Annotated in this window: 17 protein-coding genes and 1 riboswitch; of the genes, 3 read left to right on the top strand and 14 right to left on the bottom strand. The window is 48.2% G+C overall.

The genetic code is table 11. The annotated features are described in order from the left end of the window. Nucleotides 1-154: 154 nt before the first annotated feature. A complete protein-coding gene (locus GA003_05845; protein QXD29491.1) occupies nucleotides 155-1240 on the top strand; it encodes a 3-deoxy-7-phosphoheptulonate synthase in 1086 nt (361 codons plus the stop codon). A 75-nt stretch (nucleotides 1241-1315) separates the two neighbouring features. Continuing rightward, a complete protein-coding gene (locus GA003_05840; GenBank protein QXD29490.1) occupies nucleotides 1316-2296 on the top strand; it encodes a malate dehydrogenase in 981 nt (326 codons plus the stop codon). Nucleotides 2297-2318: 22 nt separating this feature from the next. On the opposite strand, the gene mtnC is transcribed toward GA003_05840, so the two are convergent. The 3 genes from mtnC to mtnB are packed head-to-tail and all read right to left on the bottom strand — an operon-like array spanning nucleotide 2319 to nucleotide 4243. Beyond that, on the bottom strand, nucleotides 2319-3023 hold the full coding sequence (gene mtnC, locus GA003_05835) for an acireductone synthase (protein QXD29489.1): 705 nt from the start codon (nucleotides 3021-3023) through the stop codon (nucleotides 2319-2321). A gap of 5 nt (nucleotides 3024-3028) precedes the next feature. Continuing rightward, entirely contained in the window at nucleotides 3029-3586 is a 558-nt protein-coding gene (locus GA003_05830; GenBank protein QXD29488.1) for a cupin domain-containing protein, read from the bottom strand. Between the two features lie 42 nt (nucleotides 3587-3628). Further along, nucleotides 3629-4243 carry a methylthioribulose 1-phosphate dehydratase gene (gene mtnB, locus GA003_05825; protein ID QXD30352.1) on the bottom strand — a complete coding sequence of 205 codons (615 nt, stop codon included), beginning with the start codon at nucleotides 4241-4243 and terminating at the stop codon, nucleotides 3629-3631. Nucleotides 4244-4370: 127 nt separating this feature from the next. Between mtnB and GA003_05820 the strand changes: the two genes are divergently transcribed. Next, nucleotides 4371-5015 carry a transcriptional regulator gene (locus tag GA003_05820; GenBank protein ID QXD29487.1) on the top strand — a complete coding sequence of 215 codons (645 nt, stop codon included), beginning with the start codon at nucleotides 4371-4373 and terminating at the stop codon, nucleotides 5013-5015. Here the strand turns inward: GA003_05820 and GA003_05815 are convergent. The 11 genes from GA003_05815 to thiC form a co-directional block, all read right to left on the bottom strand. Further along, nucleotides 5012-5773 carry a HupE/UreJ family protein gene (locus tag GA003_05815; GenBank protein ID QXD30351.1) on the bottom strand — a complete coding sequence of 254 codons (762 nt, stop codon included), beginning with the start codon at nucleotides 5771-5773 and terminating at the stop codon, nucleotides 5012-5014. The two genes, GA003_05820 and GA003_05815, sit on opposite strands and share 4 nt — an antisense overlap. Before the next feature lie 420 nt (nucleotides 5774-6193). Then, entirely contained in the window at nucleotides 6194-7273 is a 1080-nt protein-coding gene (locus GA003_05810) for a low specificity L-threonine aldolase (GenBank protein ID QXD29486.1), read from the bottom strand. Nucleotides 7274-7353: 80 nt separating this feature from the next. Beyond that, on the bottom strand, nucleotides 7354-7860 hold the full coding sequence (locus tag GA003_05805) for a hypothetical protein (GenBank protein QXD29485.1): 507 nt from the start codon (nucleotides 7858-7860) through the stop codon (nucleotides 7354-7356). Between the two features lie 120 nt (nucleotides 7861-7980). Further along, entirely contained in the window at nucleotides 7981-8763 is a 783-nt protein-coding gene (locus tag GA003_05800; GenBank protein ID QXD29484.1) for a hydroxymethylpyrimidine/phosphomethylpyrimidine kinase, read from the bottom strand. A gap of 6 nt (nucleotides 8764-8769) precedes the next feature. After that, a complete protein-coding gene (locus tag GA003_05795; GenBank protein QXD29483.1) occupies nucleotides 8770-9882 on the bottom strand; it encodes a HesA/MoeB/ThiF family protein in 1113 nt (370 codons plus the stop codon). 12 nt (nucleotides 9883-9894) lie between these two features. Beyond that, nucleotides 9895-11040, bottom strand: coding sequence for a 2-iminoacetate synthase ThiH (thiH, locus tag GA003_05790; GenBank protein QXD29482.1), 1146 nt, complete (start codon nucleotides 11038-11040; stop codon nucleotides 9895-9897). Nucleotides 11041-11260: 220 nt separating this feature from the next. Then, nucleotides 11261-12040: a thiazole synthase gene (locus GA003_05785; protein QXD29481.1), complete on the bottom strand. Its 780-nt coding sequence runs from the start codon at nucleotides 12038-12040 to the stop codon at nucleotides 11261-11263. A gap of 20 nt (nucleotides 12041-12060) precedes the next feature. Beyond that, nucleotides 12061-12687 (bottom strand): thiamine phosphate synthase, encoded by a 627-nt coding sequence (gene thiE / locus GA003_05780; GenBank protein ID QXD29480.1) that lies wholly within the window; start codon nucleotides 12685-12687, stop codon nucleotides 12061-12063. Further along, nucleotides 12684-13313 (bottom strand): thiamine phosphate synthase, encoded by a 630-nt coding sequence (locus GA003_05775; protein QXD29479.1) that lies wholly within the window; start codon nucleotides 13311-13313, stop codon nucleotides 12684-12686. The genes thiE and GA003_05775 overlap by 4 nt, the downstream gene beginning before the upstream one ends. Further along, the gene (gene thiS, locus GA003_05770; GenBank protein ID QXD29478.1) at nucleotides 13314-13517 is read right to left on the bottom strand and encodes a sulfur carrier protein ThiS; all 204 of its coding nucleotides are present in this window, start codon (nucleotides 13515-13517) and stop codon (nucleotides 13314-13316) included. Between the two features lie 12 nt (nucleotides 13518-13529). Then, entirely contained in the window at nucleotides 13530-15458 is a 1929-nt protein-coding gene (gene thiC / locus GA003_05765) for a phosphomethylpyrimidine synthase ThiC (GenBank protein QXD29477.1), read from the bottom strand. A gap of 59 nt (nucleotides 15459-15517) precedes the next feature. After that, nucleotides 15518-15630, bottom strand: a riboswitch (TPP riboswitch). Nucleotides 15631-15671 lie beyond the last annotated feature (41 nt).

Here is a 15671-nt window from a genome sequence, read left to right as displayed (position 1 = left end):
CTCAAACCATCCTATGACCGCCCTACCCCGACGCCCCCTATATGATAACCGAAAAGGAACACCTGATCCGCGTTTTTTAGCTGGAACTCCTCGGGAATCAGGTATGTAACCTTCCTTTTATTTTTCCAGGAACGGCATCAGACCGAAGAATCCCATGAGCTCAGAATCGCTACCAGTTTCAAACCACACGCAAGTTACTGACGTTAACGTCCTTAGCACGATTTCACTTCCCAGCCCAGGGCAGTTACGTGATCGAGTGCCCAAGTCCGAAGATCAGGCACAATTTGTATCTAAATCACGGGAAGAAATAGAGCACATCATTTTTGGTGATGACTCACGACTCCTGGTGGTTGTCGGCCCCTGCTCTATCCACGATGTAGATGCCGGAATCGAATATGCGTCACGTTTGAAGAGCCTTGCTAATGAGCTCTCAGATCGTCTCTGCATTGTCATGCGCGCCTATTTTGAAAAACCAAGAACTTCTCTTGGTTGGAAGGGCCTGATCATGGATCCAGATTTAGATGGCTCGTGCGATCTTGAAAAGGGACTGGAAACGGCACGTTCGTTTCTTTCAAAGCTCATCGAGATGGAAGTTCCAACGGCCACAGAACTTCTCGATCCCATTACACCGCAGTATATCAGTGACTTGATCTCCTGGTCTGCCATCGGAGCCCGAACCACCGAGTCCCAAACTCACCGGCAAATGGCATCAGGTCTCTCCATGCCTTTAGGATTTAAAAACAGTATCGACGGGTCGATGACTGCTGCCATCAATGCCATTAAGGCAGCCAGTGGCGAACAAACCTTCTTAGGTATTAACCAAGATGGTATCTCGTCCGCAGTAACTACGCGCGGGAATAAGAACTGTCACCTGGTAGTACGCGGCGGAACAACTGGGCCAAACTATGAAGCTGAGTATATTTCCAAATATGAAGGTGACTTGCAGAAAGCGGGATTGAAAGAAGCCATCATGGTAGACGCGTCCCACGCCAACAGTGCGAAGAACCATGAGAATCAACCCAAAATCGTGGACTCGGTCATTGAACAAATTCAGCAGGGAAATCATTCAATCATAGGTCTAATGATCGAAAGTAACCTCAATGCTGGAAATCAAAAATTTCCTCAACCGAAAGAAGACCTTCAACACGGTGTATCCATAACAGATGCCTGTATCGATTGGGAAACCACTGTCGAATCTTTGGCGAAACTCCACGCGAGCTTGGCACCTCGTTTCAGTTAATTGGTCCGATTTCTTGCAATTAGCCAGAGATTCTTCAGCTTATAATTCTATAACCACTTCTATAAAACTATTACTATGAACTCACCCATTCGCGTTGCAGTTACTGGAGCGGCCGGACAAATCGGCTACTCCCTTCTTTTCAGAATCGCATCCGGATCCATGTTTGGTGCAGATCAGCCAGTTGCTCTAAACTTGGTTGAAATCCCTCAAGCTGAAAAAGCTCTCGAGGGAGTAATGATGGAGTTGAACGACTGCGCGTTCCCCCTTCTAAAAGACATCAAGCCAGCCTTGAGCCCAGAAAAAGGATTCGCCGGAGCAAACTGGTGCCTACTAGTAGGAAGTGTTCCTCGCGGCCCAGGTATGGAACGTGGTGATCTGTTAAATATCAACGGAGGCATCTTTACAGGCCAAGGACAAGCGATCCAAAATAATGCAGCTTCTGATGTACGCACTCTGGTTGTTGGTAATCCGTGTAATACAAATTGCCTCATTGCCATGAACAACGCCAAGGACGTGCCAACTAATCGCTGGTTTGCCATGACACGTCTAGACGAAAACCGCGCCAAAACTCAGCTCGCCCAAAAGGCGGGAGTCAATGTCACCGCCGTTTCAAATATGACTATCTGGGGCAACCACTCGGCGACGCAGTATCCGGATTTCTATAATGCCAAGATCAATGGTACCGGCGCAGCTGAGGTGATCGGCGATGAAGCCTGGCTACAAGATACCTTTATTCCAGTCGTCCAAAAACGGGGTGCAGCAATCATTGCAGCTCGTGGATCTTCTTCGGCAGCTTCTGCAGCAAATGCGGTAGTAGACACCGTTCGCTCTCTGACAACTCCAACCCCAGAAGGTGATTGGACCAGCGTATGCGTGGCCTCCGATGGAAGTTATGGCGTGGATGAAGGACTCATTGCTTCCTTCCCTGTTCGCACAGATGGAAATGAATGGGAAATCGTTCAGAACGTTCCGCTAAACGAGTTTGGTCAGTCCAAATTGGATGCGACCATCGATGAGCTTCGTACCGAGCGCGATATGGTCCGGGCGATGCTCTAATCGCTACCCGAGAGTCAGAACATCAGAGATCTACAAAATCATTGTAGATCGGGTAAGCATTAGGATTTTCTGGGAGTTCATCTCGCACCGCGAGGCCAACCGAACATCCAGCCTCAGATGCCGCGTCTAATTCTGGAACGCTGTCCGATAAGAAGAAGACCTCTTCACAACTTACATGGAGCGCTTCGGCAATTTTTCGGTAGCTTTCCGCCGCTTGTTTCGGACCTGTAGTCGTGTCGAAATAATTTTCGAGCTGACTAGTCAGGTCGCCGGCTACCGTATGGGCAAATAATAACTTCTGCGCAAGCACACTGCCTGAAGAGTAAATACAAACACGCTTAGCTGATTCATGCCACCGACGAATCGCGGGCTCTACATCGTCATAGAGCGTAGCCTTCAATTCACACGAAGCATAACCCGCTTTCCAGATAAGCCCTTGCAGCGACTTTAATCCGGTCGCCTTCCGATCCTGATCCATTAACCAAAGCGCATACCTTGCGGCGGCAGATGGACTCCGTTCCCAGGAAGGCACATTCTCTTCCTTCTCCTGAGCATGATCAGCTTCTAACAAATCAATCGAAGCGGATACAGATTCAAAGTTTTCGCTTATGAACCGTTCCATTTGCGCACGGGCAAACGGGAAAAGAGTCTTGTAGACAAAATCGATGGGAGTGGTCGTTCCTTCAATATCGAGCAAAACGACTTTAGCCTCAGCGGGTAAACTCACGTGGATTAATTCGATGAAATAAATGAAGGCCCCAAGCACACTTCGAGGAAAGTCGCTTCCTTACCACTTTCCGTGTAATTGGGTGTCCAGCCAGAAGGATCCTGAAACAAGCGAATCGCTTTAATCGTTCGATCCTGGCAGAGGTCGAACCAATGCAAAGTTCCCTTAGGCACCCGAATGTAATCTCCAGCACTCACCTCTAAAGCCACTACAGGCTTACCCTCGCCAGGATTGATATGGAACACTCCAGTGCCGTCGATGATGAAGCGAACTTCATCTTCATCGTGCCAATGCTCGCAACTGAATTTGGCAAGCATTGCATCAAGACCAGGGGTATCTGCCTGAACCGCAATAACGTCGGCGGTAACATACCCTCCTTCAGCTTTTGCACGCTCGATTTCGGTCGAGTAAGCATCCAAAATATCATCATTGGAGGGATTATCCGGAAGCTCGTGATCCGTTTTCCAGATACCATAGTCTATGTTAATCGACTTTAGTTGAGACCGAACTTCATCGAACTCGGAAACCACTGTATCGTCCTCAGGTATGCGTAACAAAGCCATGCCCAGACACTAGTAACGAAGAAATACGTGTAAAGTGCCTTCTTAATTCAGCTGACCGTATACTTCGAAGAGAAATTCAAAAATCTCTACATGGCGGCGAGCTTCAGCAACGCTAGCTCCCCAGGTATATAACCCATGTCCACGGAGTAAAAAGCCATGCATGTCCGGTTCCTTTTTCATGCGGGCACTTATCTTTCGTGCCAGAGCCGGAATATCTTGGGAATTTTCAAACATCGGAACCTTTTCCACATGCTCGTGCGATTTAACTCCCTCCAAGCCCTTGAGCATTTCGAATCCAGTCAACTCTAAGACAGGACCTGACTCGCGTGAGGAAATCACTGTATTCCAAATAGTATGTGTATGCAGAATACAAGACGCACCTGTCACTCGAGCGATCATGGCATGAAGCAGTGTCTCAGCTGAAGGCTTCGCTCGACTGTTCAACACCTTTCCCGAACGGTTGACGAGCAAGAGCTCATCAGGAGACACACTGTGTTTATCGACACCACTTTTAGTCACTAGCAACTGAAGCGGTTTCTCACTTACAACGACACTAAAGTTCCCACCCGTACCAGGTGCCCATCCTTTATTTGCGATAAAGGAGATGGCTTCACAAAGCGCTGTAGCATTGTCGTCTTCTGACAAATTGATTCCCATAAGTTCCAAAGACAGTCGTTCGAGAAATGAACTGTCAATGATTGATCCGACCTGCATCTTGGCATCCGCACTTTTTCAAGATTTTTCTTTATAAACCTACTGCGAGCTCTAAATTGGGCAGTTGATTATGGCCAGCCAACCACAGCCGAAACCCAAAGCCAGGGATGAGATCCTGCACCTGCTAAAAACGGCCGGTCCGCAAGACTCCAATTCCTTGGCTCAAAAATTGGGGATCTCGGCCATGGCAGTCAGGCAACACTTATATAGCTTCCAAAAGCGCGGCTGGGTTGATTTCAAAGAACAGTCTAAACCCATTGGACGTCCTGCCAAAATCTGGATGCTTACAGAAGTGGCTGAACAATTTTTCCCGGACAGACACAACGATTTGCTCCTCAATTTTATTGCCGGCATCGAGGAAACACTTGGCAAAGATAAATTAGACAAAGTTCTCGACCACCGAGCGAACCAACAAGTCAGAGACTATAAGGCGCAATTGGATTCCAAGGAAGATTTGAAATCTAAAGTCAAACAGCTGGCTCAGTTCCGCTCCTCCGAAGGTTATATGGCTGAGTTTAAGGAAACAGAAACTGGACAGTTTCTCTTAATTGAAAACCACTGCCCCATTTGCCGTGCCGCGCAAAACTGCACTGGGCTTTGCGATTCGGAACTCAAAGTATTTCAAAAGTCTCTTGGTGAAAGTTCCAAAGTAGAACGCATAGAACATCTACTCTCAGGGGAACGGCGCTGCGTTTACAAGATCGAGGCTTCTTAAAAGAATATTCGCTCGACGGTCCAATAAAGCCCCACCAGGCCTATGATGCAGGAGAGAGGAACCGTAAGCCTTGCTCGATACCATTCTTTCTTACGGAAGAGACCGATCAATACAAAGGCCGCAACGATCACAAATAGCTGACCCAACTCGACTCCTATGTTAAAAAATACGAGGGCGAATAGAAACTCATCCCGCGGGAGCCCAATTTCGCTCAACACGCCGGCGAAGCCTAAACCGTGAAGTAGACCAAACAAAAACACCAACACGGGTCGCCAAGGTCGAATCTTTGAGGTGAACACATTTTCCAATGCAACCAACGCAATCGACAAAGCGATCAATGGTTCAACCACACTCGAAGGTAAGGAAATCACTCCATAAATGGATAAGCCCAACGTCAAAGTATGTGCTAGCGTAAAGCACGTCACCTGCATGAGGAGAGGCCTGAATCTTGCAGCCAACAAAAACAATCCAATCACAAAAAGAATGTGATCCAATCCCTCCGGAATAATGTGGATGAATCCCACTTTCAAATAACGAAAGACAGATGACCTGCCTTCGTCTTCAAACGAAAAGCCAGCCCCCGCTCCCATAGATATGGGCTCACTGAATTCTCCTGTAATCACCCATTGAACCTCTGGTTTCAAAGTAGTTAAGACGACCTCTTCAATATCCATGGGGAACCGAAATTGGAGGAGCGTTTCTTCGGTCGATAGCTTACCGGTAGCGAAGACTTTCACATGTAATCCCTCCGCTTGCATCGTTTCAAAAGCTTGATCCGATAATTCCGAGGGATGAGGGAACCAAAGTTCGAAATTCTGAATTCTTTCTTCGTCTTCAAGAACTTGAATCTCTTTCCTAAACTGATTCTCGCAATTGATGAACACACGCTCCCAACCACTGAACCGTACGTCTTTAAACACACCTTCTGACTCTAATTCATTATAATAGGGACGAACATTTTCGGCCAACTCCGGATTGCTCTGAATGTACCTTGTCAGATTGACCTCAAGCTCGAGTATCCAAACCAAATCAGGGGTTATTGTAAGCACCGCCTGCCCCGTCTCTAGCTTATGGGCGGAGAGAAAGGTTGGCAGACTCCCAAGAAATAAAAACAAACTTAATTTAAATCGGCCCATCCGCCTAATTATTTTTCTGACCATCAGCATACCATATCCAAGTTAATGACTCATAATTTCAACTTCCCCACTACGATCTTCATTGCCGCCAAGCAACTCTCGCATATCTGAAAGGAAAGCATCCACATCATCCGTAGTTGTATCCCAGCTACACATGATGCGGCAACCACCAGCTGCAATGAATTTCACGAACTTCCAACCGCGATAAAGCATCCCAGCAATCAAACGATCATCAAGCTTGGCAAACACACTATTGGCTTCGACGGGATACAAGACCTCGACACCCATTTCTTCCATTCCGATCTTCAAACGCTGAGCCATTGCATTGGAGGTTTTCGCATTCTTGAGCCACACGTCCTCTTGTAGCATACCCAACCAAGGTGCTGACAAGTAACGCATTTTAGAACATAATTGGCCGGCTTGCTTTAATTGAAAATCAAACTCTTGAGACAGCTCGTTGTTGAATAGAATGATCACTTCACCTATGGACATCCCATTTTTGGTGCCACCAAAGCAAAGGACATCCACGCCTGCCTGGGCGATCATTTCCCTCGGACTGCAACTCAATGCCGCAACTGCATTGGCAAATCGAGCGCCATCCATATGAATGTTTAGCCCCAACTCACGAGCCGTGTCCTTAAGAGCTTTAAGTTCATTCAGCTTATATACGCTACCAACCTCTGTCGCTTGGGTTAAGCTCAAGGCCTTCGCTTTTGGGAAATGCAAATCGGTCCTCTTTTTAACAGCCTCCTCTACACCCACTGGGTTCAATTTCCCGAGTTCACCAGCAATAGGTAAAACCTTGGCCCCACCCGTGTAAAATTCAGGAGCAGCACACTCATCAGTCTCAACGTGAGATATTTGATGACACAAAATGCTATGGTACGAACGACAAATACTGGCGAGGGCAAGTGAGTTGGCAGCCGTACCATTGAAGGCAAAATAGACCTCGCATTCCGTTTCGAACATTTCCCTGAAAAGACCACATACCTTTTCGGTGTATTGATCCCTCCCATACGCATCTACGTGATGACTATTGGCTTCAGCCATGGCATGCCAGGCCTCCGGACAAATACCAGAATGATTGTCGCTCACAAAATTTCGCTGACGGTCAGCTTGCATCCACCTGTTAAAGGTTATGTGGACAAAAAAAACGAGCCGGAAAATCCGACTCGTTTAAATTTTAAAGTTTCCAGTAGCAATTAACGTCTACGACCGCCTCGCGGTTGAGGGGTGCGCTCTTTCATTTTGGCCTGGTAGAGCTTGAACTGATCCTTATCTAGGATTTTTTTCACCTCTTTAGCCACAGCAGACGTGGCTTTCATCCTGGTTTGCATCAGTTTCTGACGCTTATCGCGATCCCGACCTACCGATTGCATCTGCCCCAGAACTTTTATGAGTTCTATCTCAAATTTGGCCTGGGCTTTTACAAAGGCTTCTTGCTGATCTTCGCGAACCTGAGCAGCGTCGATCATCTGTACCACATTGGTGTTAATGAGTTTATTGAGGTGAGCCATGCGCTCTTCCTTTGTCATTTCCGACATATCACCAAGACCACCTGGGCGCTGCCCACCGCCTTGACCGCGTTGACCACGCTGATTTTCATTCTGTTCCTCCTTGTTCTCTTCGTCCTGCGCAGATAGCGGCAAGACTGAGAATCCGAAGGTTAGCGTTAATGCGAGAAAGAGGCGTAATAGTACTGATTTCATATGCGAGTGGGTTAACGAGAAGAAGATGTCCTAGTGGTAAACGGACCAACGAAGAATCCGGTTACAAATATCCTCAAACTTTAGATAACAATGCAACAATAGAGCCTTTTTTAACCAAAATCACAAAAATCCTGGACCATGCCCCTTCCAATCCTCATCTGACCTATCGATCAAGGATTGGTGCAAACGAAGCTTGGCTTTATGAATAGCAGGTTGAAGTTCAAGACCGTTAGCTAGGCCACCCGCAATAAGCGAGGCTAGCGCACACCCTGTTCCGCGTGCATTCTGAGTATCCACTTTGGGAGAAGTAAAATCTTGGGATTCATTCGCCCAAAACAGTCGATCTACACAGTCATTACCTAATCCATGCCCTCCCTTCACTAAAACAGCGTGACATCCGGTTTCCAACAAAGCAGCAACAGCCCCGGCTTCAGTTTCCTCGGTGCCTAATTCGCTCGAATCAGAGAATGCAACTAACTCTGGAAGATTTGGCGCCAGAAGAAATATTCTAGGTAGCAGTCGGTCTTTTAGAAGGCTAAAACCTTCCTGATCTAATAACGGGCGCCCACTTGTAGCACGCAGGACAGGATCTAAAACGACCTTCAAATCCCTGTATTGCTCCAACACATCCACCAGAACCTGCACGATTTCGGCGTTCCCAAGCATTCCGACTTTTAAAACAGAAACAGGATAAGCTTTTAAAAGGCCCAGAAGGTGCATCCTCACCAAGTCCACTGAAATCAGGTCTAGCGATTCAACTCCGCGGTCTGTCTGTAAACTCAGCGCCGTTATTACATTCAGTGGAAAGGCACCGGTGGACAATATCGCTCGATTATCGGCCTGAAGCCCTGCTCCACCAGAAGCATCTGATCCGGAAATCGTAATGACATATGGACGAGGCATAAAACTCTAGTTTCCGGCTTGAGCCCAGGCACCGATACCACCTTTTAGGCTTAAGATGGTTGAAGCATTGCAACGAGCCCTCAGTTGGCGCGTTGCCATCAAACTTCTCCCACCTGAGGCACAGTAAATAACCAACGGCTTATCCTCCTTCAGTCCATGTGATACTAAGTCGCTTCCCGGAGTAAGCAGTTCCCCCACAGGAATATGATGCGAGTCAATCTTGGCCATCGCACGCTCCCATCCTTCCCGAACATCCAACAATTGAAAGTCTCGGCCTTCCGACATCCAGGATTTGAGCTCCTGCACATCAATTTCTTCACGATCTTCGTTCACTGGCTCTAACTCGCAGCTAAATTCAATCTCCTTCAGCTCGGTGACATGAGCAGCCTCGGGCACTCGTTGGAACCGGACCGTTTGTTGCTTCATGGAAAGGACATCCAAAAGAAGAAGCGTTCCACTTAATGGCTCACCAACTCCTGTAAGCACCTTGATCGCTTCAGAAGCCTGGAGCGTCCCAATCAATCCCGGTAATACTCCAATGACTCCAATCTCAGAACAATTGGGCGCATCCTTGGGATCAGGAGGATCTGGAAATAAGCAACGGTAAGTTGGCCCACCCTGATAATTAAACACACTCACCTGTCCTTGGAAGGTATAGATAGCACCATAGATAAGCGGCTTGTCTGCAATCACACAGGCATCATTTACCAGGTAACGGGTAGTGAAATTGTCTGACCCATCTACGACCAAGTCGTAGTCAGAAAACAGAGCCAATGCATTCTCAGCGGTCAATCGCTCTGGAATTATGACCACCTCGATGCAGGAATTCATCGCGTGAAGGCGCTTTGCAGCCACTTCAGCCTTAGGCTTTCCGACATCTTCCTCTGTAAACAATATCTGTCGTTGCAAATTGGATACGTCTACCGTGTCAAAATCTATAATACCTAAAGTTCCAACTCCCGCTGCCGCAAGATACTGCAAAACAGGACACCCAAGTCCACCGGCACCAACGACCAACACCTTCGAATTCTTTAACTTCAACTGTGCCTCTTCCCCAAACTGTGGAAGACTCAAATGCCTCTGATAATGCTCAATTTCCTGAAGGGTTAGTTCGCTCATTGTATCAACCTCCTAAACATTAGAAACTCTAAGAGATTCGTAGCCATCATAAGAGGCATCCCAATCCTTCCAGACGGGCTCATAGTCATTTTGTCGAAGCATAGCAGCAACCTCAGCAGGACTCCGCTCATCCGAAATCTCAAACTGCTCCAGCGTCTGCGGGTCCACGGTATACCCGCCGGGGTTTGTTTTCGACCCGGCACTCATCGTCGTAATCCCTAAACGGATTGCATGATCACGGAAGGACTCTCTCTCGCGTGTCGACAGTGAAAGTTCTAATTCCTGACTTAACAATCGATAGGCACAAATCACTTGAACCAAATTGCGATCGCTCATTATGGACCGAGGCTGAAACTCACCTTCATGGGGTCGAATTCTGGGAAAGGAAATACTGTACCTGGATTTCCAATACTTCCGTTCCATATAAGAAAGATGAAGGGCAACAAAGAATGTGTCGGTTCGCCAATCTTCCAATCCATACAAGGCCCCTAGCCCAATCTTTTTTACTCCCGCCTTTCCAAGTCGATCGGGTGTACCCAAACGATAGTCAAAGTCACACTTCATGCCTTTCAGATGATAATCTGCGTAGGCCGAGCGATGATAAGTTTCCTGATACACCAAAACAGAACTAAGCCCATAGGGCACCAATGCTTCATAAGCATCCTGCTCCAGTGGCTGCACTTCCATCGAGATACTCGAAAAGAATTCACGAGCCAATTGAAACGCCCGTTGCAAATAGGGAACTCCTACTCGCTGATTCGCTTCGCCAGTCACCAATAAGATGTGATCAAAACCCATCGCTTTAATCGCGCGGTATTCTTCTAGAATTTCCGCTTCATTAAGGATCTTTCTCGGAATTCGGTTGGTCGCGCTAAATCCACAATACGTGCAAATGTTGCTGCATACATTCGACAAATACATGGGAGCATACAACTGCTGGACACGTCCAAAACGTTCCACCGTATGCTGATGACTACGCTGGGCCATTTCTTCCAGGAAAGGGGCAGCTGCCGGAGAGATAAGAGCCTTAAAGTCCTCCAACCCAAGGCGGCCTTTTTCTTTCCCTAATGCCAACTCCACATCCGCCTTCGTCTTATCCAAGATGCTCTCTGAGACATCATCCCAGCGATACTGATTAAACTGTTCTAAAAAGCTCATGTTCCTGGGTTCGGCAGCAAGCTACCTCCTACATTTGAAAGAATGGAATCGCCATATTCGATCCGCTACAGCCGCGATCCATACACTCGGTGACGCAAAAGTCGCGAACAAGTTTGCTCCTACAGATGCGGGTCGAAATTCAATTGTAGGAGCAAACTTGTTCGCGACCTCACCATCTCTAATCGGTCGGTTAAGTCTTAGTATATAGTTCCCCATTGCCCTAGTCCTTCGCACTCAAAAAAGCGGTTAACGGTGATGAAGCAACCGCTTCGGAAGACACTCTACCTTTACCTGCTTCATAGGCGAGGCGACCGGCTTCAACACCCAGCTTAAAAGCGGCACCCATAGCTGTGGGATCTTTGGCGGCGGCAATAGCTGTATTTACCAAAACTGCATCGGCGCCCATTTCCAAAGCTTCAGCCACATGGGAAGGCGATCCTAATCCCGCATCGATGACCACCGGCACTTCACATTGCTCAATAATGATCTCAATAAACCGTCGCGATTCCAGCCCTTGATTGGTACCGATAGGAGCACCTAGAGGCATGACTGCTGCGGCTCCCACATCTTCCAGCTGTTTACACAAGACAGGATCGGCATGAACGTATGGCAATACTGTGAATCCTCGTTTTACCAACTCACGTGTGGCATTGAGTGTCTCCACAGGGTCGGGCATCAAGTATTTCGGATCTGGATGAATTTCCAGTTTAAGCCAGTGGGTTCCTAACGCCTCTCGGGCCAGCTCAGCTGCAAATATCGCTTCCTTGGCATCACGCACACCCGACGTATTGGGCAGCAGTTGGTAACGATCTTGATCCAAATAATCCATGATCGCATCTTCCTCTCCCTGTACGCGCACTCGACGCATCGCCATGGTCACCAGTTCGGTGCCACTGGCAGCTAAGCTTTCCGCCATCGCTTGACCCGATGCATATTTTCCCGTTCCCAAAAACAGACGGGAATGAAAGGTTCGATTAGCAATAATGAGTGGTTCTGTCATGCGACATCCAAGGTTAAGATTCAGCCTTCATCCGGCCATTGCTCCAAATAGTTGTTTAAATTTTCAGCCACCGATCCTTCTCCGAATAAACCCGAAGAGACAGCAACACCCTCAGCATCCATGGAAGAGATCGTTGGCAAATCCTCTGGCAGCACCCCTCCAATTACCACTTTGGGCAGGTCGCCTAGAAATTGTAGTAATTCAGCAAACGCTTTCTTCTCCAATACTGGGGCAAGGTTCTTCTTGGTGCTGGTATGCCGGAAGGGTCCGACACCGACATAGTCCAAACTCTTACTGGCTAATGCTTCGCGAGCATCACCCAATGAGTTAACAGTTCCACCAATGACCAAGTCCGGGCCTGCAAGGTTACGCGCGGCTTTCCAATTAGTATCCGAGGTCCCGAGATGCACCCCACCCGCTCCTACCTTGAGAGCGACGTCCAAATAATCGTTAATGATCAACAAGGCTCCATGTTCTTCGCAGATGTTCAATGCCTCCAGAGCGACCTTTTCTACGTCACTTTCGGTGGCTTCCTTCATCCGCAGCTGGATCCACTTTGCTCCGGCCTCGCAGAGAGCGCTGACCTGATCGCAATGCGACATTTCTATCCCATCCAAAGTTATGCACTGGAGAAGAAACTGGCTCATGTATGCTCGATCAGGTTCAATGTCTCTTGGACTTGCAGGAAAGATGCTAACGGATAGCGAGAAGTCCAGATTGCTCCCAATAAGGCCACACCATCGAATCCCATTTCACCCACGTTGGAGATGTGTGCATCATCAACTCCTCCCAAAGCATACACCTTGGTGCGGTATGCATCTTTGCAATATTGTAAGGCAGCACTCAATTGAGAGTATTCCCATTGGGGGCCATAATTTTGTTTAGATATAGACTGAAAAACCGGGCTTAGGAACACGTAGTCCCAGCCACTCAAATCCTCATTCAGATCATCCAGGCAATGAATGGAGCGACTCATCATCTGCCCTGCTTCGCGTGAGCTTCGCCATTGCCCAGCTTTAGATAGTTGCACCGGATCGTCCTTAAAATGCCAGCCGCCCAACTTCATAGGATCAACGAGTGCATGGCACTGGTGAGGCACAACAAAGGGCCTCCACACGCGGGGAATCGCCTGCAAGTAATCAAAGACTTCCTGATCTGTCATGCCAGGCTTGCGAAGGTGATATCGCTTCATGCCAGCCTCAAAAAGCTTTATGACCCAATCCAGTTCATTGGGGTAATCAGCTTCCGGAGATATGACAATAGGATCCAACATTTAGCCGCCCTGCGTCGCTTGAATAATGGTCACCCGATCACTGTCGCTTAAAGCGCATTCAGACCAGGCAGTTCGAGTCACAACGCTCTCGTTGACCGCAACAGCAATGCCAGTTTTTTCAACCAACGCCATTGATTGCAACAGATCATGCAGGGAGGAAATATCCTCCAGCGATTGAATTTCATCGTTAACCGTAATGGTCATCGTAGTGCCCTCCTATGAATTGGAGATGTAAACCTCTCCTCCACTCTGCTTAAATTCTTCCGATTTCTCAGCCATTCCCTGAGCAAGCGCTTCGTCTTCGGAAACTCCCTGCTCTTCGGCGTACTTCCGAACATCTTCGGTAATTTTCATAGAACAGAAATTGGGGCCACACATGGAGCAAAAGTGCGATGACTTGGCACCTTCCTGCGGAAGCGTTTCGTCGTGAAACGAACGTGCCTTCTCAGGATCTAATGATAGATTAAACTGGTCTTCCCATCGGAACTCGAAGCGTGCTTTGGATAAGGCGTTGTCCCTGTATTGAGACGCCGGATGGCCCTTCGCCAAATCCGCGGCATGAGCAGCGATCTTGTAAGTAATCACACCTTCTCTGACGTCGTCTTTGTTCGGTAGACCGAGGTGCTCTTTCGGAGTTACATAACAAAGCATAGCTGTGCCATACCAACCAATCATGGCTGCCCCAATACCGCTTGTGATATGGTCATAACCTGGAGCCACATCGGTTGTCAGAGGCCCTAAAGTATAAAAGGGAGCCTCATCACACCACTCGAGCTGCTTCTCCATGTTTTCATGGATCATGTGGATCGGTACGTGCCCTGGTCCTTCATTCATTACCTGAACGCCATATTCCCAAGCCCGCCGTGTTAGATCACCTTGAGTTTTGAGCTCGGCGAACTGAGCCTCGTCATTGGCATCCGCAATGGAGCCAGGACGCAAGCCATCTCCGATAGAGAATGCCACATCGTAAGCAGCCATGATTTCGCAGATATCATCCCAGTGCGTATAGAGAAAATTCTCTTTGTGATGAGCCAGGCACCATTTGGCCATAATTGAACCACCCCGGCTAACGATGCCTGTCATACGTTTGGCCGTCATAGGAATGAATGGAAGCAACACACCAGCATGAATAGTGAAGTAATCGACACCTTGCTCAGCTTGCTCGATGAGGGTGTCAGCAAAGATTTCCCAAGTCAGGTCCTCTGCTTTTCCGTTTACTTTTTCGAGTGCTTGATAAATGGGTACGGTGCCCACTGGAACCGGACAGTTCCTCAAGATCCACTCACGTGTCTGATGAATATTTTTCCCAGTGGAAAGATCCATCAACGTGTCCCCACCCCACTTCACCGACCAACGCATTTTCTCCACTTCTTCCTCAATGGAGGAAGCCACTGCAGAGTTGCCAATGTTGGTATTAATTTTGACCAAGAAGTTGCGGCCAATGATCATTGGCTCTAACTCTAGGTGATTCACATTGGAAGGAATGATTGCACGTCCACGAGCTACTTCAGATCGTACGAACTCGGGGGTAATCTCCTCGGGAATCGAAGCGCCCCAAGGCTGCCCCGGATGCTGGATGTTCAAAGTGTTCCGTCCGGCGGACTCTGACATTTCCAGTCCTTCACGATAGGACTGCAACTTCATGTTCTCGCGAATGGCAATATACTCCATCTCAGGAGTGATGATGCCTTGTTTGGCATAGTAAAGCTGAGTTACGCCATGCCCAGGCTTTGCTTTGTAAACACGCGGGGAATCGCTCTCGAACTCGACAAACTGTCGTTTATCCTCCTTCAGTGCAGCAGAGGCTTTGTGCACATCCGAGAGGTAGCCATCGTCCTGAGGTTTTACCTTACGGCCTTCGTAGCTTTCTACATCGTCGCGCTCAAGTATCCAACCTTCACGAAGTTTTGGCAGGCCTTTGGTGCAATCGCCATGAAACTTATTATCTCCCCATGAACCGCTGGTGTCGTAGACTCGAATGGGATCGTTGCTTTGCAGTTCACCACTCGGCAATCGAGTATCCTGGAGGGCGATCTCTCGCATAGGAACCTGAACATCGGGGCGGCTACCTTGAACGTAAATACGTCTAGAATTTGGAAACAGACTGTGGTCGGTGGATTGGAGTTGATTGCTTTTTTCGGACATCGTAGATTGCGTGTTAGGACACGATCTCAACCCCCATTTAAAGTAATCCGGCTTAGAGCCTCTCTTCTGCACGGATTCCCTACGGCGGTCTTAATCGCATCAGGTTCAAAGGATTTAAAGGCCGTTCGCGCCTTTGTCTCAGCCCCCGCTGGAAGCTCTCCCATATGCTTTTCCACACCGTGATTTCAGCGTGTGAATCCTGCAATCAAAATC

It is taken from the genome of Opitutia bacterium ISCC 52, from assembly GCA_014529675.2.
In the GTDB taxonomy this organism is placed as follows: Bacteria; Verrucomicrobiota; Verrucomicrobiia; order Opitutales; family UBA2995; genus UBA2995.
This window is presented reverse-complemented; position numbering and strand designations above follow the sequence as displayed.